Source organism: Pseudomonas sp. NPDC089752 (assembly GCF_044748725.1).
Taxonomy (GTDB): Bacteria; Pseudomonadota; Gammaproteobacteria; order Pseudomonadales; family Pseudomonadaceae; genus Aquipseudomonas.
This window is the reverse complement of the sequence record NZ_JBIVGP010000001.1, coordinates 203,179-225,681: the sequence shown is the minus strand read 5'-3', so window position 1 is coordinate 225,681 and position 22,503 is coordinate 203,179. Positions and strand designations below refer to the sequence as shown.

General features: G+C 61.6%; 25 protein-coding genes and 1 tRNA gene. 16 read left to right on the top strand and 10 right to left on the bottom strand.

Annotated features, from left to right (window positions below; translation table 11 throughout):
• Nucleotides 1-134 precede the first annotated feature (134 nt).
• The 4 genes from ACIPZF_RS00885 to arfB all read left to right on the top strand — a co-directional run bounded on the left by ACIPZF_RS00885 (nucleotide 135) and on the right by arfB (nucleotide 1,857).
• The gene (locus tag ACIPZF_RS00885; RefSeq protein ID WP_400794352.1) at nucleotides 135-377 is read left to right on the top strand and encodes a hypothetical protein; all 243 of its coding nucleotides are present in this window, start codon (nucleotides 135-137) and stop codon (nucleotides 375-377) included.
• A 148-nt stretch (nucleotides 378-525) separates the two neighbouring features.
• The gene (locus ACIPZF_RS00880; protein WP_400794350.1) at nucleotides 526-786 is read left to right on the top strand and encodes a DUF3077 domain-containing protein; all 261 of its coding nucleotides are present in this window, start codon (nucleotides 526-528) and stop codon (nucleotides 784-786) included.
• A 148-nt stretch (nucleotides 787-934) separates the two neighbouring features.
• Nucleotides 935-1,375, top strand: coding sequence for a YqaA family protein (locus tag ACIPZF_RS00875; RefSeq protein WP_400795003.1), 441 nt, complete (start codon nucleotides 935-937; stop codon nucleotides 1,373-1,375).
• Nucleotides 1,376-1,443: 68 nt separating this feature from the next.
• A complete protein-coding gene (gene arfB / locus ACIPZF_RS00870; RefSeq protein ID WP_400794348.1) occupies nucleotides 1,444-1,857 on the top strand; it encodes an alternative ribosome rescue aminoacyl-tRNA hydrolase ArfB in 414 nt (137 codons plus the stop codon).
• 64 nt (nucleotides 1,858-1,921) lie between these two features.
• Here the strand turns inward: arfB and ACIPZF_RS00865 are convergent.
• Nucleotides 1,922-2,009, bottom strand: a tRNA-Ser gene (locus ACIPZF_RS00865).
• A gap of 134 nt (nucleotides 2,010-2,143) precedes the next feature.
• Here ACIPZF_RS00865 and ACIPZF_RS00860 point away from each other — a divergent pair.
• The 8 genes from ACIPZF_RS00860 (at nucleotide 2,144) to ACIPZF_RS00825 (ending at nucleotide 7,897) form a co-directional block, all read left to right on the top strand.
• On the top strand, nucleotides 2,144-2,815 hold the full coding sequence (locus ACIPZF_RS00860; RefSeq protein WP_400794346.1) for a Bax inhibitor-1/YccA family protein: 672 nt from the start codon (nucleotides 2,144-2,146) through the stop codon (nucleotides 2,813-2,815).
• A 185-nt stretch (nucleotides 2,816-3,000) separates the two neighbouring features.
• A complete protein-coding gene (locus tag ACIPZF_RS00855; RefSeq protein WP_400794344.1) occupies nucleotides 3,001-4,380 on the top strand; it encodes a nucleobase:cation symporter-2 family protein in 1,380 nt (459 codons plus the stop codon).
• Between the two features lie 85 nt (nucleotides 4,381-4,465).
• Nucleotides 4,466-4,858, top strand: a complete 393-nt coding sequence (tusD, locus tag ACIPZF_RS00850; protein ID WP_400794342.1) for a sulfurtransferase complex subunit TusD — start codon at nucleotides 4,466-4,468, stop codon at nucleotides 4,856-4,858.
• Between the two features lies 1 nt (nucleotide 4,859).
• Nucleotides 4,860-5,219, top strand: coding sequence for a sulfurtransferase complex subunit TusC (gene tusC / locus ACIPZF_RS00845; RefSeq protein ID WP_400794340.1), 360 nt, complete (start codon nucleotides 4,860-4,862; stop codon nucleotides 5,217-5,219).
• Nucleotides 5,219-5,515, top strand: a complete 297-nt coding sequence (gene tusB / locus ACIPZF_RS00840) for a sulfurtransferase complex subunit TusB (RefSeq protein WP_400794338.1) — start codon at nucleotides 5,219-5,221, stop codon at nucleotides 5,513-5,515. Before tusC ends, tusB begins: the two co-directional genes overlap by 1 nt.
• Nucleotides 5,512-5,847 carry a TusE/DsrC/DsvC family sulfur relay protein gene (locus tag ACIPZF_RS00835; protein ID WP_400794336.1) on the top strand — a complete coding sequence of 112 codons (336 nt, stop codon included), beginning with the start codon at nucleotides 5,512-5,514 and terminating at the stop codon, nucleotides 5,845-5,847. The genes tusB and ACIPZF_RS00835 overlap by 4 nt, the downstream gene beginning before the upstream one ends.
• A complete protein-coding gene (locus ACIPZF_RS00830) occupies nucleotides 5,844-6,848 on the top strand; it encodes a glycosyl transferase family protein (RefSeq protein WP_400794334.1) in 1,005 nt (334 codons plus the stop codon). Before ACIPZF_RS00835 ends, ACIPZF_RS00830 begins: the two co-directional genes overlap by 4 nt.
• Nucleotides 6,849-6,940: 92 nt before the next feature.
• The gene (locus ACIPZF_RS00825) at nucleotides 6,941-7,897 is read left to right on the top strand and encodes a glutathione S-transferase family protein (protein ID WP_400794332.1); all 957 of its coding nucleotides are present in this window, start codon (nucleotides 6,941-6,943) and stop codon (nucleotides 7,895-7,897) included.
• Between the two features lie 34 nt (nucleotides 7,898-7,931).
• Here ACIPZF_RS00825 and cysG read toward each other — a convergent pair whose 3' ends face one another.
• From cysG to ACIPZF_RS00795, 6 genes are all read right to left on the bottom strand, one after another.
• On the bottom strand, nucleotides 7,932-9,323 hold the full coding sequence (gene cysG / locus ACIPZF_RS00820) for a siroheme synthase CysG (protein WP_400794330.1): 1,392 nt from the start codon (nucleotides 9,321-9,323) through the stop codon (nucleotides 7,932-7,934).
• The gene (gene serS, locus ACIPZF_RS00815; RefSeq protein WP_400794328.1) at nucleotides 9,324-10,604 is read right to left on the bottom strand and encodes a serine--tRNA ligase; all 1,281 of its coding nucleotides are present in this window, start codon (nucleotides 10,602-10,604) and stop codon (nucleotides 9,324-9,326) included. It lies immediately after the preceding gene.
• A gap of 30 nt (nucleotides 10,605-10,634) precedes the next feature.
• The gene (gene crcB, locus ACIPZF_RS00810) at nucleotides 10,635-11,009 is read right to left on the bottom strand and encodes a fluoride efflux transporter CrcB (protein ID WP_346612129.1); all 375 of its coding nucleotides are present in this window, start codon (nucleotides 11,007-11,009) and stop codon (nucleotides 10,635-10,637) included.
• Nucleotides 11,006-12,331: a replication-associated recombination protein A gene (locus ACIPZF_RS00805; protein WP_400794326.1), complete on the bottom strand. Its 1,326-nt coding sequence runs from the start codon at nucleotides 12,329-12,331 to the stop codon at nucleotides 11,006-11,008. Before ACIPZF_RS00805 ends, crcB begins: the two co-directional genes overlap by 4 nt.
• Before the next feature lie 12 nt (nucleotides 12,332-12,343).
• Entirely contained in the window at nucleotides 12,344-12,967 is a 624-nt protein-coding gene (lolA, locus tag ACIPZF_RS00800; RefSeq protein WP_400794324.1) for an outer membrane lipoprotein chaperone LolA, read from the bottom strand.
• A gap of 61 nt (nucleotides 12,968-13,028) precedes the next feature.
• A complete protein-coding gene (locus ACIPZF_RS00795) occupies nucleotides 13,029-15,554 on the bottom strand; it encodes a DNA translocase FtsK 4TM domain-containing protein (protein WP_400795001.1) in 2,526 nt (841 codons plus the stop codon).
• Between the two features lie 312 nt (nucleotides 15,555-15,866).
• On the opposite strand from ACIPZF_RS00795, the gene aat reads away from it, so the two are divergent.
• The 3 genes from aat to infA all read left to right on the top strand — a co-directional run bounded on the left by aat (nucleotide 15,867) and on the right by infA (nucleotide 17,632).
• Nucleotides 15,867-16,547, top strand: a complete 681-nt coding sequence (gene aat, locus ACIPZF_RS00790) for a leucyl/phenylalanyl-tRNA--protein transferase (protein WP_400794322.1) — start codon at nucleotides 15,867-15,869, stop codon at nucleotides 16,545-16,547.
• A gap of 56 nt (nucleotides 16,548-16,603) precedes the next feature.
• On the top strand, nucleotides 16,604-17,311 hold the full coding sequence (locus ACIPZF_RS00785) for an arginyltransferase (RefSeq protein ID WP_400794320.1): 708 nt from the start codon (nucleotides 16,604-16,606) through the stop codon (nucleotides 17,309-17,311).
• Nucleotides 17,312-17,413: 102 nt separating this feature from the next.
• Nucleotides 17,414-17,632 (top strand): translation initiation factor IF-1, encoded by a 219-nt coding sequence (gene infA, locus ACIPZF_RS00780; RefSeq protein WP_002553999.1) that lies wholly within the window; start codon nucleotides 17,414-17,416, stop codon nucleotides 17,630-17,632.
• A 166-nt stretch (nucleotides 17,633-17,798) separates the two neighbouring features.
• On the opposite strand, the gene clpA is transcribed toward infA, so the two are convergent.
• Nucleotides 17,799-20,069, bottom strand: a complete 2,271-nt coding sequence (clpA, locus tag ACIPZF_RS00775) for an ATP-dependent Clp protease ATP-binding subunit ClpA (protein WP_400794318.1) — start codon at nucleotides 20,067-20,069, stop codon at nucleotides 17,799-17,801.
• Nucleotides 20,070-20,099: 30 nt separating this feature from the next.
• Entirely contained in the window at nucleotides 20,100-20,462 is a 363-nt protein-coding gene (gene clpS / locus ACIPZF_RS00770; protein WP_012315251.1) for an ATP-dependent Clp protease adapter ClpS, read from the bottom strand.
• Nucleotides 20,463-20,692: 230 nt separating this feature from the next.
• On the opposite strand from clpS, the gene cspD reads away from it, so the two are divergent.
• Nucleotides 20,693-20,944 carry a cold shock domain-containing protein CspD gene (gene cspD, locus ACIPZF_RS00765; RefSeq protein ID WP_400794316.1) on the top strand — a complete coding sequence of 84 codons (252 nt, stop codon included), beginning with the start codon at nucleotides 20,693-20,695 and terminating at the stop codon, nucleotides 20,942-20,944.
• A gap of 73 nt (nucleotides 20,945-21,017) precedes the next feature.
• Here the strand turns inward: cspD and icd are convergent, their stop codons facing one another.
• The gene (gene icd, locus ACIPZF_RS00760) at nucleotides 21,018-22,274 is read right to left on the bottom strand and encodes an NADP-dependent isocitrate dehydrogenase (RefSeq protein WP_400794314.1); all 1,257 of its coding nucleotides are present in this window, start codon (nucleotides 22,272-22,274) and stop codon (nucleotides 21,018-21,020) included.
• Nucleotides 22,275-22,503: the final 229 nt, after the last annotated feature.

Sequence of the window (22,503 nt, the reverse complement as noted above, 5' to 3'; positions counted from 1 at the left end):
TTTATGGCGGCTGTACGTGGGGCACGCTTGCGTGCGCCGGGGCTTGCCAATTCCACCGGTCTGTCAACCCACGTACCGCTGCCACCCTTCTGTTTGACAGCAGAACGGTCGCCGCACTCGCAAGGAATTGGATAATGTTAAAGATCGTCCCCGATCCACCTCACAAACTCCACTGTCTAGAAGACACACTCATCCAAGCCGCGGAGTACGCTCGCTGCGCGCTAGCCGTTTCGCATCAAGCGCTGCTACTACAGCCCAGGTCGCCCGCGTCGGCCCTGATGATGGCGTCGACACATGAACTCGAGTCACTCCGTGTGTTGCTTGAAGCGGCATTGATTCAGGTACAGATGCCTGCAGAGTTGCAGATGCTGCACTGAGATCCAGCATATGAGTTGTCTGGGCGGGCCCTTTCGCGGGGCAAGCCCGCTCCCACAATTATCAGCGCGACACAATTCACACTGTGGGAGCGGGCTTGCCCCGCGAAAGGGCCCGCCCAGTCACAGAAAATTTCAGGGAGATTGAGCAATGACTGATGACATCAAATTTACCGTCGGCAAGACCACGTTCTTTCAGGGCGAAAACCAGACCCACCCACTGTACCGCATCGAAGCCGGCATTCCTTGCCAGGATGCCCGCGAGCAAGCGTCAGCACTAATGGGCTATGTAAGGGAACTGACGGTTATCGGCGTGATGGATGAAAAGCCGATGATGATCTGGGCTGCACACTACCTGAGTGCACTGGCCAAGGCGCTAATGGATGATGCCGAGTTGGGCATGATGCATTGACTCGCTGGGCACACCTGCAGAGCCTTTCATTAGTGTAATTTTCGCCTCACGTTGGCGTCCGAAGCAGGCCGCACCGCAGGAAGTTTTGCATGCTATCAGTGCTGAAAAATCGAGAACTTGGACATCGCCTCCTGAGACCGTCGCCATGATGTTTGCCATAGGCAGCTACCTTGGCCTCTTCCTCGCTGCATTCGGCGCCGCGACAATTCTGCCGATGCAGTCCGAGGCGGTGCTCGTGGGTATGCTGGTGTCAGAGCACTACGCAACCTTGACGCTGCTTACCGTTGCCACCTTGGGTAACGTGCTGGGTTCGCTGGTGAACTGGCTTTTAGGCCGGGGGATCGATCATTACCGGGACCGCCGCTGGTTTCCCGTAGGGCCAGACAAACTGCAAAAAGCGCAGAATGTGTACCAGCGCTATGGCTATTGGTCTCTCTTGCTGAGTTGGGTGCCATTGATAGGCGACGCATTGACGCTGGTCGCAGGGGTAATGAGAGAACCCCTGTGGCGCTTTGTGCTGATCGTGTCGTTGGCCAAAGGTGGCCGATACGCCATTCTTGCGTTGGTTGTCCTGGGAAGCATGCCTTGAATGAACGTTGTTCTATGGGAGAGTGGCGGAGGCTGTGATAATGGGGGGGCAACTACAAGGGCCCTGTCATGCTGACCATCTCCAATAACGTGCATCTGCCGGATGCCGACATCGAACTGACTTACATCCGCGCGCAAGGTGCCGGTGGGCAGAATGTCAACAAGGTGTCCAGTGCCGTGCACCTGCGCTTCGACATCCCGGCGTCATCGCTGCCCGAGTTTTACAAGCAGCGGCTGCTGGCGCTGCGTGACAGTCGCATCACCGGCGACGGTGTGTTGATCATCAAGGCCCAGCAGTACCGCACTCAGGAGCAGAACCGTGCGGATGCACTGGCGCGTCTGGCCGAGTTGATCATCACTGCTGGCAAGACCGAGAAGAAACGCCGCCCGACCAAGCCGACCTTAGGGTCCAAGACCCGTCGCCTGGAGGGGAAAGCCAGGCGGAGCACTGTCAAGGCAGGCCGGGGAAAGGTGGAGTTCTAGGGTAGGGAGAAAACCGATCGGGCACAAAAAAGCCCTGAATGATCAGGGCTTTAATGAGAATTAGTGGCGGAAGCGTAGAGATTCGAACTCTAGGATAGTTGCCCATCGACGGTTTTCAAGACCGTTGCCTTAAACCACTCGGCCACGCTTCCAGCTCGTTTTGCGGCCGCCATAATACCGTAATGAAACACGCTGTCAAACTCTCTATGTCGCCGGTTGCAGGAGCTCTGATAGACTCCTAGCATCTGAACGTTCCAAAACCACAGGTTTACCAAGGAGTGTCGCCATGCGCGAACAGGATTACGCCGTACACAACGGCCAGCAGGTCGAGCAGCGCGAGGTCAGCAAAGTCCTGCGCAATACCTACAGCCTGCTGGCACTCACCCTCGCCTTCAGTGGTGTCATGGCTTTCGTAGCCCAGCAGATGCGTGTCGGCTACCCGAACGTGTTCGTCGTGCTGATCGGCTTCTACGGCCTGTTCTTCCTCACCGCCAAACTGCGTGATTCGGTCTGGGGCCTGGTGTCTACCTTTGCCCTGACCGGCTTCATGGGCTTCATCCTCGGCCCGATCCTCAACCGTTACCTGGGCATGAGCGGCGGCGCCGAAGTGGTCAGCTCTGCATTCGCCATGACCGCCCTGGTATTCGGCGGCTTGTCGGCTTACGTGCTGATCTCGCGCAAGGACATGAGCTTCCTCAGCGGCTTCATCACCGCCGGCTTCTTTGTCCTGCTGGGTGCGGTCGTGGCCAGCTTCTTCTTCCAGATCAGCGGCCTGCAACTGGCGATCAGCGCTGGCTTCGTGCTGTTCTCGTCGGTCTGCATCCTGTTCCAGACCAGCGCGATCATCCACGGCGGTGAGCGCAACTACATCATGGCGACCATCAGCCTGTATGTATCGATCTACAACCTGTTCGTCAGCCTGCTGCAGCTGTTCGGCATCATGGGTCGCGACGACTGATCCTGATCGGTGGCCCGCACCACGAAAGCCCGCTTCGGCGGGCTTTTTCGTGTTTAAAGGCTGACTTAAAAGTCAGCTTCTTCAGCGATAAACCCACGATCATGCGGGTATCGTGCTTGCCACTACCCCTCTCGCGCTCGAGCCCGTAGAATGCGCTCCTTTTTTCTTCCGGGGCAGCTTCACCGATGAGCTCACACGAACACAGCCTGGGCGCGGATGCGCCTGCCAATGAACTGGTGCTTGGCCTCGAGGACAAGCCACGGCTGCTGATCGGCCTGCTGGCGGCGCTGCAGCACTTGCTGGCGATCATCGTGCCGATCGTCACCCCAGGTTTGCTGATCTGCCAGGCGTTGGGCGTTTCGCCGCGGGACACCAACCTGATCGTGTCGATGTCGCTGGTCATCTCGGGCATTGCCACCTTCGTCCAGTGCAAACGCTTCGGCCCGTTTGGCGCCGGGTTGCTGATCGTGCAAGGCACCAGCTTCAACTTCGTCGGGCCGCTGATTGCCGGTGGCGCGTTGATGGTCAAGCAGGGCACTCCGGTTGAGAGCGTTATGGCGGCGATTTTCGGCGTAGTGATCGCCGGTTCATTCGTAGAGATGGGCGTGTCGCGCATCCTGCCGTTCGTCAAACGCCTGATTACACCGCTGGTAACTGGCATCGTGGTGCTGATGATCGGCCTGACCTTGATCAAGGTCGGCCTGATCAGCATGGGCGGCGGCTTCGGCGCGATGGCCAATGGCACCTTCGCCAATGGTGAAAACCTGCTGCTGTCGGGCGTGGTGCTGGCAATCATCGTGATCCTCAACCGCATCCCAGTGGTGTGGATGCGCAGTTGCGCCATCGTCATCGCTTTGGCGGTGGGTTACGCCCTGGCGGGTTACCTCGGCCGCCTGGACTTTACCGGCATGCATGAAGCCGCGCTGTTCCAGGTCCCCACGCCGCTGCACTTCGGCCTGGGCTTCTCCTGGGCCTTGTTCATCCCGATGCTGGTGATCTACCTGGTCACCTCGCTGGAAGCCATCGGCGATGTCACCGCCACCAGCAAGGTTTCGCGCCAGCCTGTCGAGGGCCCGGTGTGGATGCAACGAATCAAGGGCGGCGTGCTGGTCAACGGTGCCAACTCGCTGCTGGCTGGCCTGTTCAATACCTTCCCAAGCTCGATCTTCGCCCAGAACAACGGTGTGATTCAGTTGACCGGCATCGCCAGCCGCCATATCGGTATCTGGATTGCCGTGATGCTGGTGGTGCTGGGCTTGTTCCCGAGCGTTGCCGGCGTGATTCAGGCGGTGCCTGAGCCGGTATTGGGTGGCGCGGCCATGGTGATGTTCGGTGCAGTCGCCGCCTCGGGTATCAACATTCTGGCCAGCACCCGCCTGGACCGCCGTGCATTGCTGATCATCGCCGTGTCGCTGGCTTTGGGCTTGGGTGTGGCTCAGGTACCGGAGTTCCTGGCCCACATGCCGGCGGCCATTCGCAATGTGCTGGAGTCCGGTGTTGCCACCGGCGGCATCTGCGCCCTGGTGCTGAACTGGTTCCTGCCGGAGAGCAAGGAACACGCCTGACGGCCCTGCCCCGGCTAATAAGCCCGCGCCCACCCGCGCGGGCTTTTTGCTTTATCATGGCGGCATTCCTTTGCACGAGTTGTCCATGAAATTCGCACTCGCGGTTTTTTCCCCGGCCCATGCGCCCTCCTCGCGACGCGCCCTGCGCTTCGCCGAGGCGGTACTGGCCGACGGGCATGAGATTGCCCGGCTGTTCTTCTACCAGGACGGTGTGCACAGCGCCTCGGCCAACGTGGTCGCGCCCCAGGATGAACAGGACATCGCCGCCCAGTGGCGCGCCTTTATCGACAGCCACCAACTCGACGCCGTGGTCTGCATTGCTGCAGCCCTGCGCCGCGGTGTACTCGACGAAGCCGAAGCCAATCGCTACCAGCGTCCAGCGGTAAATCTGCCCAAGCCGTGGGAGCTGTCAGGCCTGGGCCAACTGCATGAAGCGGCACAGCTGGCCGACCGCCTAATCTGCTTTGGAGGCGATTGAAATGGCCAAATCCCTGTTGATCATCAGCCGTCAGGCGCCCTGGAATGGCCCGTCGGCCCGTGAAGCGCTGGACATCGCCCTGGCTGGCGGCGCCTTCGACCTGCCACTGGGCATGCTGTTTCTCGATGACGGTGTATTCCAGCTCGCGCCAGGCCAGCAACCTGCCGCGCTGCAGCAAAAGAACCTGGCCGCCAACCTGCAGGCCCTGCCAATGTTCGGCGTCGAGGAATTGTTCGCCTGCCAGCATAGCCTGGCTGTCCGTGGGCTGGCTGCAGGCACGCTGGAATTGCCGGTAGACGTACTGGACAATGCCGCCCTGAAGGCACTGATTGCCCGTTTCGACCAAGTGGTGACCCTCTGATGCCAACCTTGCATGTGATATCCCACTCTCCCTTTGGCGACGACCGACTGGACAGCTGCCTGCGCCTGCTCGGCAGCGAAGATGCCTTGCTCCTATGCGGCGATGCGGTCTATGCCCTGCGCGACGGCAGTGAGACGCAGCGCCTATTGCAATCGGCCGGGCTGGAGCAACGCCTCTTCGCGCTCGACGAAGACCTGCAGGCACGCGCCATCACCAGCGAGCTGGCCAAGGCCGTGGACTATCAGGCGTTCGTCACATTGTCGCTGCACTACGACAAGGTCAACAGCTGGCTATGACCACGCTTATGGTAGACAACCAGACGGTAGCCCTGGACAAAGACGGCTTCCTGGTCGACCTGCAAGACTGGTCCCACGCCGTCGCCGAAGCGCTGGCCGAGCGCGAAAGCATCCCGCTGACCGCCGACCACTGGGAGATCCTCGAACTGCTGCGCCAGTTCTATGAGGAGTACCAACTGTCCCCGGCCACGCGCCCACTGATCAAGTACACCGCGCTCAAACTGGGCCCGGAAAAGGGCAACAGCCCGCACCTGAACCGCCTGTTCAACGGCACCCCCGCCAAACTTGCCGCCAAGCTGGCGGGCCTGCCCAAACCGACCAATTGCATATGACCGACGCTCGCCCGCTGACCCTGGAAACCCCGGCCGAACACCCGTTCGCCGAATTCGTGCGCATCCTTGGCAAAGGCAAGCGCGGTGCCCGCGGCCTGACCCGCGAAGAGGCCCGCGCAGCCATGACGTTGCTGCTGGAAGGCAAGGTCGAAGACACCCAGCTGGGCGCCTTCCTCATGCTGTTGCGGCACAAGGAAGAGAGCGCCGAGGAACTGGCCGGCTTCACCGAAGCCCTGCGTGCCCACCTGCAAGCCCCGCGTATCGCCGTCGACCTGGACTGGCCGAGCTACGCCGGCAAGAAGCGCCACCTGCCCTGGTACTTGCTGGCCGCCAAGTGCCTGGCAAACAACGGCGTACGCATCCTCCTGCATGGCGGCGGCGCTCACACCGCAGGACGCCTGTACACCGAGCAACTGCTGGCGCTGCTGGAGATACCATTGTGCCGCGACTGGGCTGCCGTCGAGCACGCTCTGGATCACGAGCGTCTGGCGTTCTTCCCATTGCAGGACTGGGCACCGCAACTGCAGCGAATGATCGACCTGCGCAATACCCTCGGCCTGCGCTCTCCAATCCACTCGCTGGCCCGCGTACTCAACCCCCTGAGCGCACGTTGCGGCCTGCAGAGCATCTTCCACCCTGGCTATCAGGCCGTGCACCGCGAAGCCAGCCGTCTGCTCGGCGACCATGCAGTGGTGATCAAGGGCGATGGCGGCGAAATCGAAGTCAATCCGGATGTGATCAGCCACCTGTATGGCACCAGTGCCGGTGAAGCCTGGGACGAGGAATGGCCGGCCCTGAGCGAAAGGCGACATGTGAAGCCGGCGAGCTTGCAGCCCGAGCAGCTGTTGTCGGTTTGGCGTGGCGAAACTGAAGACAGCTACGGCGAGATGGCCGTGGTCGCGACCATGGCCCTGGCATTGCGCGGCTTGGGCCAAGACCGCGATCAAGCCTTCGCGACCGCCCGTAGCTATTGGAGCGTCCGCAACCAATCGAATAAGTAGATTATTACCCCGCAGTCTTTGCGCTAGTTCTTCGAACGTTTTCCCCTAGACTGGGCTCCAACGACAAACAACTTTGTTCCGAGGAGCTCACCATGGGCCTATTGATCGACGGCCGCTGGCATGACCAGTGGTACGAAAACGGCAAGGATGGCACCTTCAAGCGAGAAAACGCCCAACGCCGCAATCAGCTGCCTGCCCCTGAAGCCGGTCGCTACCACCTTTATGTCTCGCTGGCCTGCCCATGGGCACACCGCACCCTGATCGTCCGCGCCCTGAAGGGCCTGGAGCCGCTGATCGATGTGTCGGTGGTGAGCTGGCTGATGCAGGAAAACGGCTGGACGTTCGACCAGCAGCAGGGCTCCACCGGCGACCACCTCGACGCCCTCCAATTCATGCACCAGCGCTACACCCAGGATGACCCGCACTACACCGGGCGCGTGACCGTTCCCGTGCTGTGGGACAAGAAAGAGAAGCGCATCGTCAACAACGAATCGTCAGAGATCATTCGCATCTTCAACAGCGCATTCAATGAGCTGACGGGCAATACCCTGGACCTGTACCCCGAGCCGCTGCGCGCGACCATCGACGCACTAAACGCCCGTATCTATCCGGCTGTGAACAACGGCGTATACCGCGCCGGCTTCGCCACTACGCAGGAAGCCTACGAGGCTGCGTTCGACGACGTGTTCAACGAACTGGATTACCTGGAAGACCTGCTGAACCGCAACCGCTACCTGGCGGGCGAGCATCTGACCGAGGCCGATGTACGCCTGTTCACCACGCTGGTGCGCTTCGACGCGGTGTATCACGGCCACTTCAAGTGCAACCTGCGCCGTCTGAGCGACTACCCCAACCTGTCCAACTGGCTGCGCGCACTGTACCAGTGGCCGGGCGTGGCGCAGACAGTGAACATGGAGCACATCCAGAAGCACTATTACATGAGCCACAAGACCATCAACCCGACCGGTATCGTGCCCAAGGGGCCGCTGCAGGATTTCAACCTGCCGCATGACCGGGAGCGGCTGCCGGGCAAAGGGATCTGGAGCTGAAAATGAAAAGGGCCGCTAAGCGGCCCTTTTTAATTCAGTCTTGCTGCGAGCCTTCGAACCAGGCCAGCTTCTCGCGCAACTGCACCACTTCCCCGACGATCACCAGGGTCGGTGCATGCACTTCATGCTGTGCCACCAGTGCCGGCAGGTCCGCCAAGGTTCCGGTGAACACCCGCTGATTGCGCGTAGTGCCCTGCTGCACCAACGCGGCCGGCGTAGTGGCCGCTCGGCCATGGCGAATCAACTCGGCGCAGATGGTCGGCAATCCCACCAGGCCCATGTAGAACACCAAGGTCTGGGCCGGCGCCACCAAGTCATCCCACGGCAGGTTGCTGGTACCGTCCTTGAGGTGGCCGGTAACGAAACGCACCGACTGGGCATAGTCACGATGGGTCAGCGGAATGCCGCCGTAAGCGGAGCAACCACTGGCGGCTGTGATGCCGGGCACTACCTGGAACGGGATGCCCTGCTCGGCCAGCTCTTCGATCTCTTCGCCACCCCGGCCGAAAATGAACGGATCGCCGCCTTTCAGGCGCAACACACGCTTGCCCTGACGAGCGAGGTCGACCAGCAGGCGGTTGATCTGGTCCTGCGGCACTGCATGATCAGCACGGCGCTTGCCCACGTAGATTCGCTCGGCATCACGGCGGCACATCTCGATGATGGCTGGCGCCACCAGGCGGTCGTACAGCACCACATCGGCCTGCTGCATCAGGCGCAAGGCGCGGAAGGTCAGCAAGTCCGGATCGCCCGGCCCCGCCCCAACCAGATACACCTCGCCGCCCTGCTGGACCGGGGCACCGTCGACCATCGCCTGCAACAGTCGCTCTGCCTCGGCACCCTGCCCGGCCAGCTGGCGTTCGGCGATTGGCCCCTGGAACACGGTTTCCCAAAAGCCACGACGCTGATTGACGTCCGGGTACAACGCCTTGACCTTGTGACGGAATTTCGCTGCCAGGCCGGCCAACTCGCCATACGTGGACGGAATCCAGGCTTCCAGCTTGGCGCGAATCAGGCGCGCCAGCACCGGCGCGTCGCCGCCACTGGACACCGCCACCACCAAGGGTGAACGGTCGACGATCGCCGGGAAGATCACCGTGCACAAGGCAGGTGCATCCACCACGTTGACCGGCAGGCTGCGCGCCTGCGCATCGGCCGATACCTGGGCATTGAGCTCAGGATCATCGGTGGCCGCAATTACCAGGCGGCAGCCAAGCAGATCGGCCGCCTGATAGCCGCGCACCAGCACTTCACCGCTACCTTCACGGGCCAGCGCAGCCAGCTGGCCGTCGACATCCGGCGCCACCACCCGCAGCGCGGCGCCGGCATCGGCCAGCAGGCGCGCCTTGCGCAAGGCGATCTCGCCGCCGCCGACGACCAGCACACGGCCGCCCTGCAGCTTGTGGAACAGCGGCAGGTAATCCATTTAGCGGATGACCTCGACACCGCCCATGTAGGGCTTGAGCACTTCTGGCACCAGAATCGAACCATCGGCTTGCTGGTAGTTTTCCAATACCGCAACCAAGGTACGGCCTACTGCCAGGCCGGAGCCGTTGAGCGTGTGGACCAGCTCCGGTTTTCCGGTTTCTGGGTTGCGCCAGCGCGCCTGCATGCGGCGCGCCTGGAAGTCACCGCAGTTGGAGCAGGAACTGATCTCGCGGTACTTGTCCTGGCTCGGCACCCACACTTCCAGGTCGTAGGTCTTCACGGCGCCGAAGCCCATGTCGCCGGTGCACAGCGCCAGCACGCGATAAGGCAGTTCGAGCAGCTGCAGCACGCGCTCGGCGTTGGCGGTCAAACCTTCCAGCGCTTCCATGGACTTGGATGGCTCAACCACCTGGACCATCTCGACCTTGTCGAACTGGTGCTGACGGATCATGCCGCGGGTATCACGACCCGAAGCGCCGGCCTCACTGCGGAAGCATGGCGTGTGGGCAACCAGCTTGAGCGGCAGCTGCTTGGCATCGATGATTTCGCCGGCCACCAGGTTGGTCAACGACACTTCGGCGGTCGGGATCAGGTAGAAGTCGGCTTCGCCCTCGCGGGTGATCTTGAACAGATCTTCCTCGAATTTCGGCAGCTGGCCGGTACCCTGCAACGCCGGTGCCTGGACCAGGTAGGGCGTGTAGTGCTCTTCGTAACCGTGCTCGCCGGTGTGCAGGTTGATCATGAACTGCGCCAGGGCGCGGTGCAGGCGGGCGATCGGGCCGCGCAGCACGGCAAAGCGGGCACCAGACAGCTTGGCTGCGGCCTCGAAGTCCAGGCCGCCGCTGATTTCGCCCAGGGCGACGTGGTCTTTGATCTCGAAATCGAACGCTTTCGGCGTACCCCAACGGCGCACTTCGACGTTGTCGTCTTCGCTGGCGCCGACCGGGACGCTGGCGTCCGGCAAGTTAGGAATGGTCAGGACGATACCGTCCAATTCAGCCTGGATCTCGTCCAGCTCGACCTTGCCAGCGGCCAGTTCCCCGGCCATGCGCTCGACGTCGGCCATCAACGGCGCGATGTCTTCGCCCTTGGCCTTGGCCTGGCCGATCGACTTGGAGCGGGCGTTGCGTTCGGCCTGCAGTTGCTCGGTGCGGGTCTGTACCGCCTTGCGGCGCTCTTCCAGCGATTCGATGCGCGCGACATCCAGGCTGAAGCCACGGGAGGCGAGGCGGTCAGCCACTTCCTGAAGTTGGCCGCGTAACAGTTTGGAATCGAGCATGTCGTTCTCTCGTTATGTGTGTAGGTTGGTTCAGAGTCGGGTCAGGGACAGGCCGGCCCAGGTGGCCAGGAGCCCGCCCATCACGCTAATACCGGTATAGCCCACGGCCAGGGGCACTTGCCCACTTTCCATCAGGCGCACGGTATCGAGCGAAAAGGAGGAAAACGTCGTCAGCCCGCCAAGGAAGCCGACGATCAGGCCGGCGCGCAGTTCGACCGGCGCCAGCGGCTTGTGCAGAAACAGGCCATAGAGCAGGCCGATCAGCAGACAACCGACCAGGTTGACCGCCAGCGTACCGAGGTAGAAGTGCCGGGGCCAGTGGGCCGTAACCCAGTTCGAGGTGGCGAAGCGCAACAAGGTACCGGCGATCCCGCCCGCACTGACGGCGGCGATGAGTGCAATCACGGCTTTCTCCGCTGGCGGGGGCTGTTGCGGTCAAGATCGGCCAGGTGGCGTAGCTTCTCGCCGATCTTCAGCTCCAGGCCGCGGGGCACCGGCTGGTAGTACTGGCGTGGTTCGAGCTGGTCGGGGAAGTAGTCTTCGCCCGCGGCGTAGGCATCGGGTTCATCGTGAGCGTAACGGTATTCATCGCCGTAGCCCAGCTGCTTCATCAGCTTGGTCGGTGCGTTGCGCAGGTGCAGCGGCACCTCTAGCGAGCCATGCTCAGCCGCTTCACGCAGGGCAGTCTTGAAGCCCATGTACACAGCGTTACTTTTCGGTGCGCAGGCAATGTAGGTGATGGCCTGGGCCACCGCCAGTTCGCCTTCGGGGCTGCCGAGGCGCTCCTGCACATCCCACGCCGCCAGGCACAGGCTCAAGGCACGCGGGTCGGCGTTGCCGATGTCCTCGCTGGCCATGCGCACCACGCGACGGGCGATGTACAACGGGTCGCAGCCACCGTCGAGCATGCGTGCGAACCAGTACAGCGCGGCATCCGGGTTGGAGCCGCGGACCGATTTGTGCAGCGCGGAAATCTGATCGTAGAAGGCCTCGCCACCCTTGTCGAAGCGGCGGCGGCTGTCGCCGAGCAGGCTTTGCAGCATCTCGACGTCGATCTCACTGCCGTCCTCGGCCAGGTCCGCGGCATTTTCGAGGAAATTGAGCATGCGCCGGCCATCGCCATCGGCGGCGGCCATCAGCATCTTGAAGGCATCGTCACCGACGCTCAGGTTGCGGTTGCCCAGGCCGCGTTCTTCGGTCAGGGCCCGGTTGACCAGTTTGCGCAGTGCTGGCTCGTCGAGGCTTTTGAGTACATAAACTCGCGCTCGCGACAGCAGTGCATTGTTCAGCTCGAAGGACGGGTTTTCGGTGGTAGCGCCAATGAACAGCAGCGTGCCGTCTTCCACGTAGGGCAGAAACGCATCCTGCTGCGACCTGTTGAAGCGGTGCACCTCGTCGACAAAGAGGATGGTGCGCCGACCATACTGACCAGCCTGTTGCTTGGCGACCTCGACGGCCTGGCGGATCTCCTTGACCCCGGCCAGCACCGCCGAAACCGTTTCGAAGTGCGCATCGCAGAATTGCGCCAGCAGCCGCGCGAGCGTGGTCTTGCCCACGCCCGGCGGCCCCCAGAAGATCATCGAGTGCAGCGCACCTTGCTCCAGCGCCTCACGCAGCGGCTTGCCGCGCGCCAGCAGGTGCTCCTGGCCGACGTACTCGTCCAGGTTGGACGGGCGCAGGCGGGCAGCCAGGGGCTGGGCAACGGGTTCGCTTCGAAACAGGTCCATGGTGAGCTCTGCTTACTCCTTGATGACGTCCGCGCCTTTCGGGATGTCGAACTTGAACTTGCTGTCCGGCACCGCCTGATTGGCCTTGACGCCATTGAACAGGATATTGGTGCGCTGGCCGACGCTGTCGATCAGCTGCATGTCATTGATCAAACCCTTGCGGAACGACACGCGCAGCGAGTCGAACAGGGTGTCCTTGGTCTTCGGCTTGAGGGTGAAGTCCATCACTTCGCCCTGCTCCTTGGAGCTGATGTCGAAGCTCTGGCTGATCTTCGACACATCGCCGGACAGCAGCAGCGCCGGGGTCTGGTTCAGGCGCACGTCGAGCTTCTTGACCGTGGCTTGCTCCAGGTCCGGGTCCCACAGGGTGACCATCTTGCCGTCCGACACCACGACCTGCTCTTGCGGCGCATCGGTGTGCCAATAGAACAGGCCTGGACGCTTGACGGTCATCTGGCCAGCCGTTTCCTGCAGGCTGGTGCCGTCGGCGCCCAACGTCAGTTGAGAGAAATTGGCCTCGATGGTCTGCGACTTTTCCAGCAACTGAGTCAGGCGCTTCACGTCCAGCTCGCCGGCATGGGCCGACACAGAGCCCATAGCCAGGGCAGAAACCAACAGCATGCGAATCGCGCGCATGGAAATCCTCTTAGCACAGTAAATGAGCCAGGCGCCCAGCAGGCGCCCGGCAAGGTGTTCATCAGTCGCGCGGGCCGCCTGGGGCAATCACTTCCCGCGAACCGTTGCTGTTCATCGGGGTGACCACACCGGCCATCTCCATCGCCTCGATCATGCGGGCGGCGCGGTTGTAGCCGATCTTGAGCTTGCGCTGCACGGCCGAAATCGACGCACGACGGCTTTCGAGGACGAACTGCACCGCCTCATCATACAGCGCGTCGCTTTCCGAATCTTCGTCACCGCCGCCTCCGCCGCCGCCATCGAAGCCGCTGCCGGCCTCCTCGACGCCGTTGAGGATGTCATCGTTGTAGTCCGGCGCACCGCGTAGCTTCCACGCTTCCACCACCCGGTGCACTTCATCGTCGGAGACGAACGCACCGTGCACGCGAATCGGCAGACTGGTGCCCGGCGGCATGTACAGCATGTCACCGTGGCCGAGCAACTGCTCGGCGCCGCCCTGGTCGATGATGGTCCGCGAGTCGATCTTGCTCGACACCTGGAATGCCATGCGGGTCGGGATGTTGGCCTTGATCAGGCCGGTGATCACGTCCACCGAAGGGCGCTGGGTGGCGAGGATCAAGTGGATGCCGGCGGCCCGCGCCTTCTGGGCGATACGGGCGATCAGCTCTTCGACCTTCTTGCCGACGATCATCATCATGTCGGCGAATTCGTCGACCACCACGACAATCGTCGGCAGCGTCTTCAGCGCTGGCGGCTCGTCGTCCATGCTCTCGCGGCGGTACAGCGGATCGTGAATGATTTCGCCGGCTTCCTGGGCGTCCTTGATCTTGCGGTTGAAGCCGGCCAGGTTACGCACGCCCATGGCGGCCATCAGCTTGTAGCGCCGCTCCATCTCGGCCACGCTCCAGCGCAGCGCGTTCGCAGCGTCCTTCATGTCGGTGACCACCGGGCACAGCAGGTGCGGAATGCCTTCGTAGATCGACAGTTCGAGCATTTTCGGGTCGATCATGATCAGCCGCGCGTCTTCCGGGCCGGATTTGAACAGGATCGACAGGATCATCGCGTTCACACCCACCGACTTACCGGAACCGGTGGTACCGGCCACCAGCAAGTGGGGCATCTTGGCCAGGTCGGTGATCACCGGCTTGCCGCCGATGTCGTGGCCCAGGGCCAGAGTGACCGGCGATTTCTGCTCATCGTACTGAGGCGTGGCGAGCACTTCGGAGAAGCGCACCATCTGCCGGTTTTCGTTAGGGATCTCGATACCCACGGTGGTCTTGCCGGGGATGACCTCGACCACCCGCACGCTGGTCACCGCCAGCGAACGCGCCAGGTCCTTGGCCAGGTTGGCAATGCGGCTGACCTTCACACCGGCGGCCGGCTGGATTTCGTAGCGGGTGATGACCGGGCCCGGGTGGATCGAATCCACCGATACCTCAACGCCGAACTCCTTGAGCTTGATCTCCAGCAGTTGGCCGACGCCGGCCAGAGATTCCGGCGAATACTCGATCTTCTTGACCTCGGCCGGGTCAAGGATGGAAATCGATGGCAAGGTGCCTTCGACAGCGCTATCGACGAACAGCGGCGCTTGCTTCTCCTTCATGACCCGTTTGCTTGGCTCTACTGCCTTGGCAGGCGTTGGCGGGATGATCACCGGCGCCACGGATGGCTCACGGCTTATCACCGGCTCGCGGGGCACCTCACGCGGCACCACAGGCTCACGCGGGGCGGCTGGCCGGGCAGGCGGTTCTTCGCGCTCGACCAGGCGTTCGCGCAGCTGGGTCTTGCTCGGTTCGCGCTTTTCGGCGGTTTTGGCGCCCAGATCGAAGGCTGGCTCGTCAACCTCACGCAACTGCGCCTCCAGACGCTTGCGCTCGTTGCGCGCCTCCCACCAACGGTTGGCCGCGCCCTGTACCAGTTCGAACAGGTCGAGAGTGATCTTGCCGGTCATGTCCATCACCTTGAACCACGACAGGTCGGTGAACACGGTCAGGCCGAACAGGAACAGGGCAATGAACATCAGCGTGCTGCCCTGCACATTAAGCAGGTTGCGCGCCAGGTCGCCGAGGCTTTCGCCCAGGGCGCCGCCTGCGGAGAATGGCAGGCTGGCCGGCGGATGGAAGTGGATATGTGCCAGCGCGGCACCCGACAGCACCAGGAACACCAGGCCGATCAGGCGCCAGGAGAACAGCCAGCCGCTCCACTGCCAGGGCTGGTGGCGCTCACGGAAGATCTGCCAGGTCTTGATCGCCAGCAGCAGCGGGAAGATGTAAGCGAAGTAGCCGAGCACCATGAACAGGATGTCGGAGAAGTACGCACCGGCACGCCCGGCGGCATTCTGCACCTGGTCGACATTGCTGGTGTGGCTGAAGCCAGGGTCCGAGGTGTCGTAGGTCAGCAGTGCCATCCACAAGTACAGGCACAGGGCGCCGACAGCGATCAACGCACCTTCCTTGAGGCGGTAATGCAGCTGCTGCCGCCACAGGGGCACTGGCAAAGGAGCTGGAGTTGCGGTGGATTTCTTCAAAACGCGTCTATTCCTGCGCGTGCTGCGCGTCCAGTGGTGATCGGCCGGCGCCCGGCCAATGAACCACCACTTTTAACATTACTGCCCGCCGGCCGCCATGGCGGCACGCCGTATGGAGCTTGGCTGGGGGCGACTTTCGTATAGCTGCAATTTGAGCATGCATTTTCTTTTGTGACAAAGGCTTATGCTGTGTTTTTGCACAGGTGTGACAGCAAATGTACCAGATGGTGCCTGCGGCCTCACGAATGCGTAGGAAAATGCCTATTGTTTCATCTGAACAAGCTCATTCTCCGGCAAACCCACGCACAGCATTGACCCCGCCAGCCCGCCTTGCCATGCTGGCCTCTCCCCTCCCCCACCGCACGATAGACCATGCTCACCTGGCTGACCCGCGACTCGCTGACCTTCCCGCCCCTGGAAAAGGCCCTGCATGACCCCAACGGCCTGCTCGCCGCCGGCGGCGACCTGAGCCCCGAGCGCCTGGTGCAGGCCTATCGCCATGGATGCTTCCCCTGGTATCAGGACGGTCAGCCGATCCTATGGTGGTCACCCGACCCGCGCACCGTGCTACTGCCGGAGGAACTGCACGTGTCGCGCTCGCTGGCCAAGCTGATGCGCCAGGGGCGCTATCAGGTCAGCTTCGATACCGCCTTCGCCGCCGTGATCGAGGCCTGCGCCGCACCCCGCGACTACGCCGACGGCACCTGGATCACCGACACCATGCGCAATGCCTACTGCGAACTGCACGAACGCGGCATTGCCCATTCGGTGGAGGTGCGCCAGGACGGCGAGCTGGTCGGCGGGCTGTATGGCCTGGCCATGGGCCGCCTGTTCTTCGGCGAATCGATGTTCAGCCGCGCCGACAATGCCTCCAAGGTCGGCTTCGTGACCCTGGTCAACCACCTGCGCGAGGCCGGCTTCGTATTGATCGACTGCCAGATGCCCACCAACCACCTTCACAGCCTGGGCGCCCGCGCCATCAGCCGCGCCCGCTTCGCCGAGTATCTGGATCGCTACCTGGATCAGCCGAACAGTGCCAGCTGGCTCAACTAGGCGAGTTTCTGGAGCTGGCTTACACTTAAAACAAAGTCTCACCGAAGGGGTCGATCATGACAGAGTTGGCGCGGTTGAAGTTCTATGCCACTCAGCCCCACTCCTGCAGCTACCTGCCGGACGAGCAGGCGACCACCCTGTTCCTCGACCCCAGCCAGCCGATGGACGTGAACGTGTACGCCGACCTGTCGGAAATGGGTTTTCGGCGCAGTGGCGACCACCTGTATCGCCCGCATTGCCAGAATTGCAGCGCCTGCGTGCCCGCGCGCATTCCTGCTGCGCGCTTCATTCCCAATCGCCAGCAGCGGCGTATCCTCAAGCGCAATGCCGACCTCACCGTGTCTGCGGCGAGGCCGGCCTTCAAGGAAGAGTACTTCGACCTGTACCGGCGCTACATCGAGACCCGCCACGCCGACGGCGACATGTACCCGCCCAGCCGCGATCAGTTTTCTACCTTCCTGGTGCGCGACCTGCCGTTCTGCTGGTTCTACGAATTTCGCCTTGAGGGCCGCCTGCTGGCAGTAGCCGTGTGCGATTTGCTGCCTAATGGCCTGTCGGCGGTATACACCCTCTATGAGCCCGATGAAGAACGGCGCAGCCTGGGTCGCTTTGCCATCCTCTGGCAGATCACCGAAGCCCTGCGCCAGAACCTCGAAGCGGTGTACCTCGGCTACTGGATCAAGAACTGCAAGAAGATGAACTACAAGACCCAGTACCGCCCGATCGAACTGCTGATCAACCAGCGTTGGGTCACCCTCAACTGAAAGCATTGGCTTGACACACTATTTTCCGGCATAATCCACGCCACTTTTTTGCCCGGTGCGGTTATGCGTCGGGCCAACACTGGACACCGAGGGCTCAACTGCATGTCGAAAGAAGACAGCTTCGAAATGGAAGGTACTGTCGTCGACACCCTGCCCAACACCATGTTCCGCGTGGAGTTGGAAAACGGGCACGTCGTAACCGCGCACATCTCCGGAAAGATGCGCAAGAACTACATCCGTATTCTCACTGGCGACAAGGTCCGCGTCGAACTGACGCCGTACGACCTGAGCAAGGGCCGCATCACTTACCGTGCGCGCTAAGCTCAAGCCATGAAAAAGCCCGGCCATGTGCCGGGCTTTTTTGTGCCTCTAAGATGCAGAACTACACTGTGGGAGCGGGCTTGCCCCGCGAACACCGGCAAAGCCGGTGCCATGCATCGCGGAGCTAGCTTCGCGGGCAAGCCCGCTCCCACAGAGGCCCCGCCTGTCACGCAACCTCGGCCGTAGTCTCGAAGTCGAACACCAGTTCGCCATCACGCAGGTCGATGTGCACCACACCGCCATGCTCGGCCAGCTCGCCAAACAGGATCTCCTCAGCCAGCGGCCGCTTGATCTTGTCCTGGATAAGCCGCGCCATCGGCCGCGCGCCCATTTGCACATCGTAACCAGAGGCCGCCAACCAGCCGCGGGCATCATCGCTGACTTCCAGCAGCACACGCTTGTCTTCCAGCTGCGCCTGCAGTTCGATGAGGAACTTGTCGACGATGCTCTTGATCGTTTCGTGGCTCAGGCGACCGAACTGGATGATGGTGTCCAGACGGTTGCGGAATTCCGGCGTGAAGCTCTTGCGAATGACTTCCATGGCATCTGACGCATGGTCCTGATGAGTGAAGCCGATCGAAGCCCGCGCCGCCGTTTCCGCACCGGCGTTGGTGGTCATGATCACGATCACGTTGCGGAAGTCCGCCTTGCGCCCGTTGTTGTCGGTCAGGGTGCCGTGGTCCATCACCTGCAGCAGCAGGTTGAAAACTTCCGGGTGGGCCTTCTCGATCTCATCGAGCAGCAACACGCAGTGCGGCTGCTTGGTGATGGCTTCGGTCAGCAGACCGCCCTGATCGAAACCAACGTAGCCAGGCGGCGCACCGATCAAGCGCGACACAGTGTGCCGCTCCATGTACTCGGACATGTCGAAGCGCACCAGCTCGACCCCCAGCGCCTTGGCCAGCTGCCGCGCCGCTTCGGTCTTGCCGACGCCGGTAGGCCCGGCGAACAGGAACGAGCCGACTGGTTTGTCAGGCGATTTGAGGCCCGCACGGGACAGCTTGATCGCGGTGGCCAGCGAGTCGATCGCCGCATCCTGGCCAAACACGGTCAGTTTCAGGTCACGCTCCAGGTTACGCAGCAGCTCCTTGTCGGAACTGGTGACGTGCTTCGGCGGAATGCGCGCGATCTTGGCGACGATGTCCTCGACCTGCGGTACGTCGATGCGTTTGACCCGGTTCGCCTCAGGCTGCAGACGCTGGTAGGCACCTGCCTCGTCGATCACATCGATGGCCTTGTCCGGCATGTGACGGTCGTTGATATAGCGCGATGCCAGTTCGGCAGCGGCGCGCAGTGCCTCATCGCTGTATTCGATATTGTGGTGGCTCTCGAAACGCCCTTTCAGGCCGCGCAGGATGCCGACAGTGTCTTCGACCGAAGGCTCGCTGACATCGACCTTCTGGAAACGCCGCGCCAGGGCACGATCCTTCTCGAAGATGCCACGAAACTCCTGGAAGGTCGTTGAACCGATGCAGCGGATCTCACCAGACGAGAGCAGAGGTTTGAGCAGGTTGGAGGCATCCATCACCCCGCCCGACGCGGCACCCGCACCAATGATGGTGTGGATCTCGTCGATGAACAGGATCGCCTGCGGGCGCTTGCGCAGCTCGCCGAGCAACGCCTTGAAGCGTTTCTCGAAGTCACCACGGTACTTGGTGCCAGCCAGCAGCGCGCCAAGGTCGAGGGAATACACCACGCTCTGCGACAGCAGATCGGGCACTTGGCCATCGACGATGCGTTTGGCCAGGCCTTCGGCGATGGCGGTCTTGCCCACGCCGGCCTCACCGACCAGCAGCGGGTTGTTCTTGCGGCGGCGGGCGAGAATCTGCGCGACGCGCTCGACTTCCTGTTCGCGACCGACCAGCGGGTCGATACGCCCGGCACGGGCCAGTTCATTCAAGTTGCTGGCATAGGCATCCAGCGGATTGCTCGAGGAAGAGGTTTCGCCACCTTCCTCGTCCTGCATTTCCTGGTCGCTCTCGGCATGCGAGCCGTGGCCTGGCACCTTGGAAATGCCGTGGGCAATGTAGTTGACCACGTCAATACGGGCCACGCTCTGCTGCTTGAGCAGGAACACGGCCTGGCTTTCCTGTTCGCTGAAGATCGCCACCAGCACATTGGCACCGGTCACTTCGCGCTTGCCGGAGCTTTGCACGTGGAACACGGCACGCTGCAGGACACGCTGGAAGCCCAGGGTCGGCTGGGTTTCACGGTCTTCGTCGTTGACGGGGATCAGGGGTGTAGTGGAATCGATGAACTCTTGCAGGTCGTGCTTGAGTTTGTCGAGATTGGCGCCACAGGCGCGCAGAACGGTCGCAGCAGCCTCATTGTCAAGGAGTGCCAGCAGCAGATGTTCGACGGTCATGAACTCATGACGCTTCGAACGTGCCTCCTTGAAGGCAAGATTGAGGGTGACTTCGAGCTCGCGGTTTAACATAGCTTCACCTCATACCCAAGTGGTCGGCGATTAACCGTCCTTCTCGATTTCACAGAGTAGCGGATGCTGGCTTTCCCTGGCGTATTGGTTGACCTGCATGGCCTTTGTTTCGGCGATGTCACGGGTAAACAATCCGCACACTGCCCGCCCTTCGGTATGGACGGTCAGCATGATCTTGGTCGCCAGCTCGCGGTTCAGACTGAAGAACGTTTCGAGCACTTCGACGACGAAATCCATCGGCGTGTAGTCATCGTTGAACAAAACCACCTTGTACATCGGTGGCGCCTGCAGGATCGGCTTGGCTTCCTGTACCGCAAGACCTGAGCCGTCGTCCTCATTCGATTGCGGGCGATCCTGATTGAATGTTAGTCGAATCTCGCTACGTGCATGCATGGAAAGAATTTCATCATGATCGTCAGGTTAAGGTTGTGGGTTGACCGCACAAGCCGCCTCCAGCGCACGCGCCGGGCGACCTTGACTATCGGCAAAACGGTGTTACAACCAATAAGAACCCACCGTGGTCGATAAAGATCCGCGCAGTCAACCAGATTTTTCGCAAGGTTCGTATGCGGATGAAGTGGATGATACTCCAGTGATGGAGTCCTTTGCAGAGGGACATAGGGATGGCAAGCGGTAAAGTCAAGTGGTTCAACAATGCCAAGGGCTACGGATTCATCAATGAAGACGGCAAAACCGATGATCTGTTCGCCCATTATTCGGCGATCAAGATGGACGGTTACAAGACGCTCAAGGCCGGACAAGCCGTGACATTCGAGATCATACAAGGCCCCAAGGGGCTGCATGCGACCGAAATCACCAATGCCAGCGTCAGCGCCCCCACGGGAGTATCTCAGCCAAGCACCGCTCAAGCCTGATTCCCTGCTTTATGCCGGTATACGAAAAAACCGGCCGCCTCTTTAAAGGAGACGGCCGGTTTTAAATTGCCTCTTACATGTGCTTGATCATCTCATCACCAAAGCCAGAACTGCCCACCAGCTTTGCCCCTTCCATCAGCCGCTCGAAATCATAAGTCACAGTTTTGGCCCCGATTGCACCGTTGGTGCCCTTGATGATCAGGTCGGCCGCTTCGGTCCAGCCCATGTGGCGCAGCATCATTTCGGCCGACAGAATCACCGACCCCGGATTGACCTTGTCCTGGCCAGCATACTTGGGCGCAGTGCCGTGGGTAGCCTCGAACATGGCCACCGTGTCGGACAGGTTGGCCCCCGGCGCGATACCGATACCCCCCACTTCCGCCGCCAGCGCATCAGACAGGTAGTCGCCATTGAGGTTGAGCGTGGCGATCACGTCGTATTCGGCCGGACGCAGCAGAATCTGCTGAAGCATGGCGTCTGCAATGGCATCCTTGACGATCACTTCGCGGCCGGTCCTGGGGTTCTTGAACTTCATCCACGGGCCGCCATCGAGCAGTTCGGCGCCAAATTCGTCCCTGGCCACCTCATACCCCCAGTCCTTGAAGGCGCCCTCGGTGAATTTCATGATGTTGCCCTTGTGCACCAGGGTCAGCGACTCGCGGTCGTTGTCCACCACGTATTGCAGGGCCTTGCGCACCAGGCGCTTGGTGCCCTCTTTCGATACCGGTTTGACGCCGATCCCGCAGTCCTGGTCGAAACGGATCTTGGTGACGCCCATTTCTTCCTTGAGGAACTTGATCACCTTGTTCGCTTCGGGCGAGCCAGCCTTCCACTCGATGCCGGCATAGATGTCTTCGGAGTTCTCGCGGAAGATCACCATATCGACATCGCCCGGCTTCTTGACCGGGCTCGGCACGCCCTCGAACCACAGCACCGGGCGCAGGCAGACGTACAGGTCGAGCTGCTGGCGCAGGGCCACGTTGAGCGAGCGGATGCCACCACCGACCGGCGTGGTCAGCGGCCCCTTGATCGAGACGACATAGTCGCGCACCGCATCCAGGGTTTCCTGAGGCAGCCAGGTGTCCTGGTCATAAACCTGGGTGGCCTTCTCCCCGGCGTACACCTCCATCCAGGCGATCTTGCGCTTGCCGCCGTAGGCCTTTTGCACGGCGGCATCGACCACCTTGATCATCACCGGCGAGACATCGACGCCAATCCCGTCGCCTTCGATATAAGGAATGATGGGGTTGTCGGGTACATTGAGCGAATGGTCTGCATTGACGGTGATCTTGGTGCCGTCGGTCGGAACCTTGATTTTCTGGTATCCCATGCTTGCACTACTCCGCTTTCGGGTGTGATTGGACTTCATGCGATCCCACTGAGCCTAAACCACATCCGCCGACCTGCAAGCACTGCGACAATGCACCACATTGCCCCTACGTCTTTGGTCTTATAAATGGCGCCAATGTCACTTGGCCTTGCTGAATAGCCCGAATGGTTTGATATACTGCGCCGCGACCGAAGGGTCATCGGGGCGAAACCCAGGAAAATGCGGCTCG

Bases quoted from the DNA above. Each gene is read 5' to 3' on its own strand.
- ACIPZF_RS00885 (WP_400794352.1), top strand. From the start codon at position 135: ATGTTAAAGATCGTCCCCGATCCACCTCACAAACTCCACTGTCTAGAA.
- ACIPZF_RS00880 (WP_400794350.1), top strand. From the start codon at position 526: ATGACTGATGACATCAAATTTACCGTCGGCAAGACCACGTTCTTTCAG.
- ACIPZF_RS00875 (WP_400795003.1), top strand. From the start codon at position 935: ATGTTTGCCATAGGCAGCTACCTTGGCCTCTTCCTCGCTGCATTCGGC.
- arfB (WP_400794348.1), top strand. From the start codon at position 1,444: ATGCTGACCATCTCCAATAACGTGCATCTGCCGGATGCCGACATCGAA.
- ACIPZF_RS00860 (WP_400794346.1), top strand. From the start codon at position 2,144: ATGCGCGAACAGGATTACGCCGTACACAACGGCCAGCAGGTCGAGCAG.
- ACIPZF_RS00855 (WP_400794344.1), top strand. From the start codon at position 3,001: ATGAGCTCACACGAACACAGCCTGGGCGCGGATGCGCCTGCCAATGAA.
- tusD (WP_400794342.1), top strand. From the start codon at position 4,466: ATGAAATTCGCACTCGCGGTTTTTTCCCCGGCCCATGCGCCCTCCTCG.
- tusC (WP_400794340.1), top strand. From the start codon at position 4,860: ATGGCCAAATCCCTGTTGATCATCAGCCGTCAGGCGCCCTGGAATGGC.
- tusB (WP_400794338.1), top strand. From the start codon at position 5,219: ATGCCAACCTTGCATGTGATATCCCACTCTCCCTTTGGCGACGACCGA.
- ACIPZF_RS00835 (WP_400794336.1), top strand. From the start codon at position 5,512: ATGACCACGCTTATGGTAGACAACCAGACGGTAGCCCTGGACAAAGAC.
- ACIPZF_RS00830 (WP_400794334.1), top strand. From the start codon at position 5,844: ATGACCGACGCTCGCCCGCTGACCCTGGAAACCCCGGCCGAACACCCG.
- ACIPZF_RS00825 (WP_400794332.1), top strand. From the start codon at position 6,941: ATGGGCCTATTGATCGACGGCCGCTGGCATGACCAGTGGTACGAAAAC.
- cysG (WP_400794330.1), bottom strand. From the start codon at position 9,323: ATGGATTACCTGCCGCTGTTCCACAAGCTGCAGGGCGGCCGTGTGCTG.
- serS (WP_400794328.1), bottom strand. From the start codon at position 10,604: ATGCTCGATTCCAAACTGTTACGCGGCCAACTTCAGGAAGTGGCTGAC.
- ACIPZF_RS00805 (WP_400794326.1), bottom strand. From the start codon at position 12,331: ATGGACCTGTTTCGAAGCGAACCCGTTGCCCAGCCCCTGGCTGCCCGC.
- lolA (WP_400794324.1), bottom strand. From the start codon at position 12,967: ATGCGCGCGATTCGCATGCTGTTGGTTTCTGCCCTGGCTATGGGCTCT.
- aat (WP_400794322.1), top strand. From the start codon at position 15,867: ATGCTCACCTGGCTGACCCGCGACTCGCTGACCTTCCCGCCCCTGGAA.
- ACIPZF_RS00785 (WP_400794320.1), top strand. From the start codon at position 16,604: ATGACAGAGTTGGCGCGGTTGAAGTTCTATGCCACTCAGCCCCACTCC.
- infA (WP_002553999.1), top strand. From the start codon at position 17,414: ATGTCGAAAGAAGACAGCTTCGAAATGGAAGGTACTGTCGTCGACACC.
- clpA (WP_400794318.1), bottom strand. From the start codon at position 20,069: ATGTTAAACCGCGAGCTCGAAGTCACCCTCAATCTTGCCTTCAAGGAG.
- clpS (WP_012315251.1), bottom strand. From the start codon at position 20,462: ATGCATGCACGTAGCGAGATTCGACTAACATTCAATCAGGATCGCCCG.
- cspD (WP_400794316.1), top strand. From the start codon at position 20,693: ATGGCAAGCGGTAAAGTCAAGTGGTTCAACAATGCCAAGGGCTACGGA.
- icd (WP_400794314.1), bottom strand. From the start codon at position 22,274: ATGGGATACCAGAAAATCAAGGTTCCGACCGACGGCACCAAGATCACC.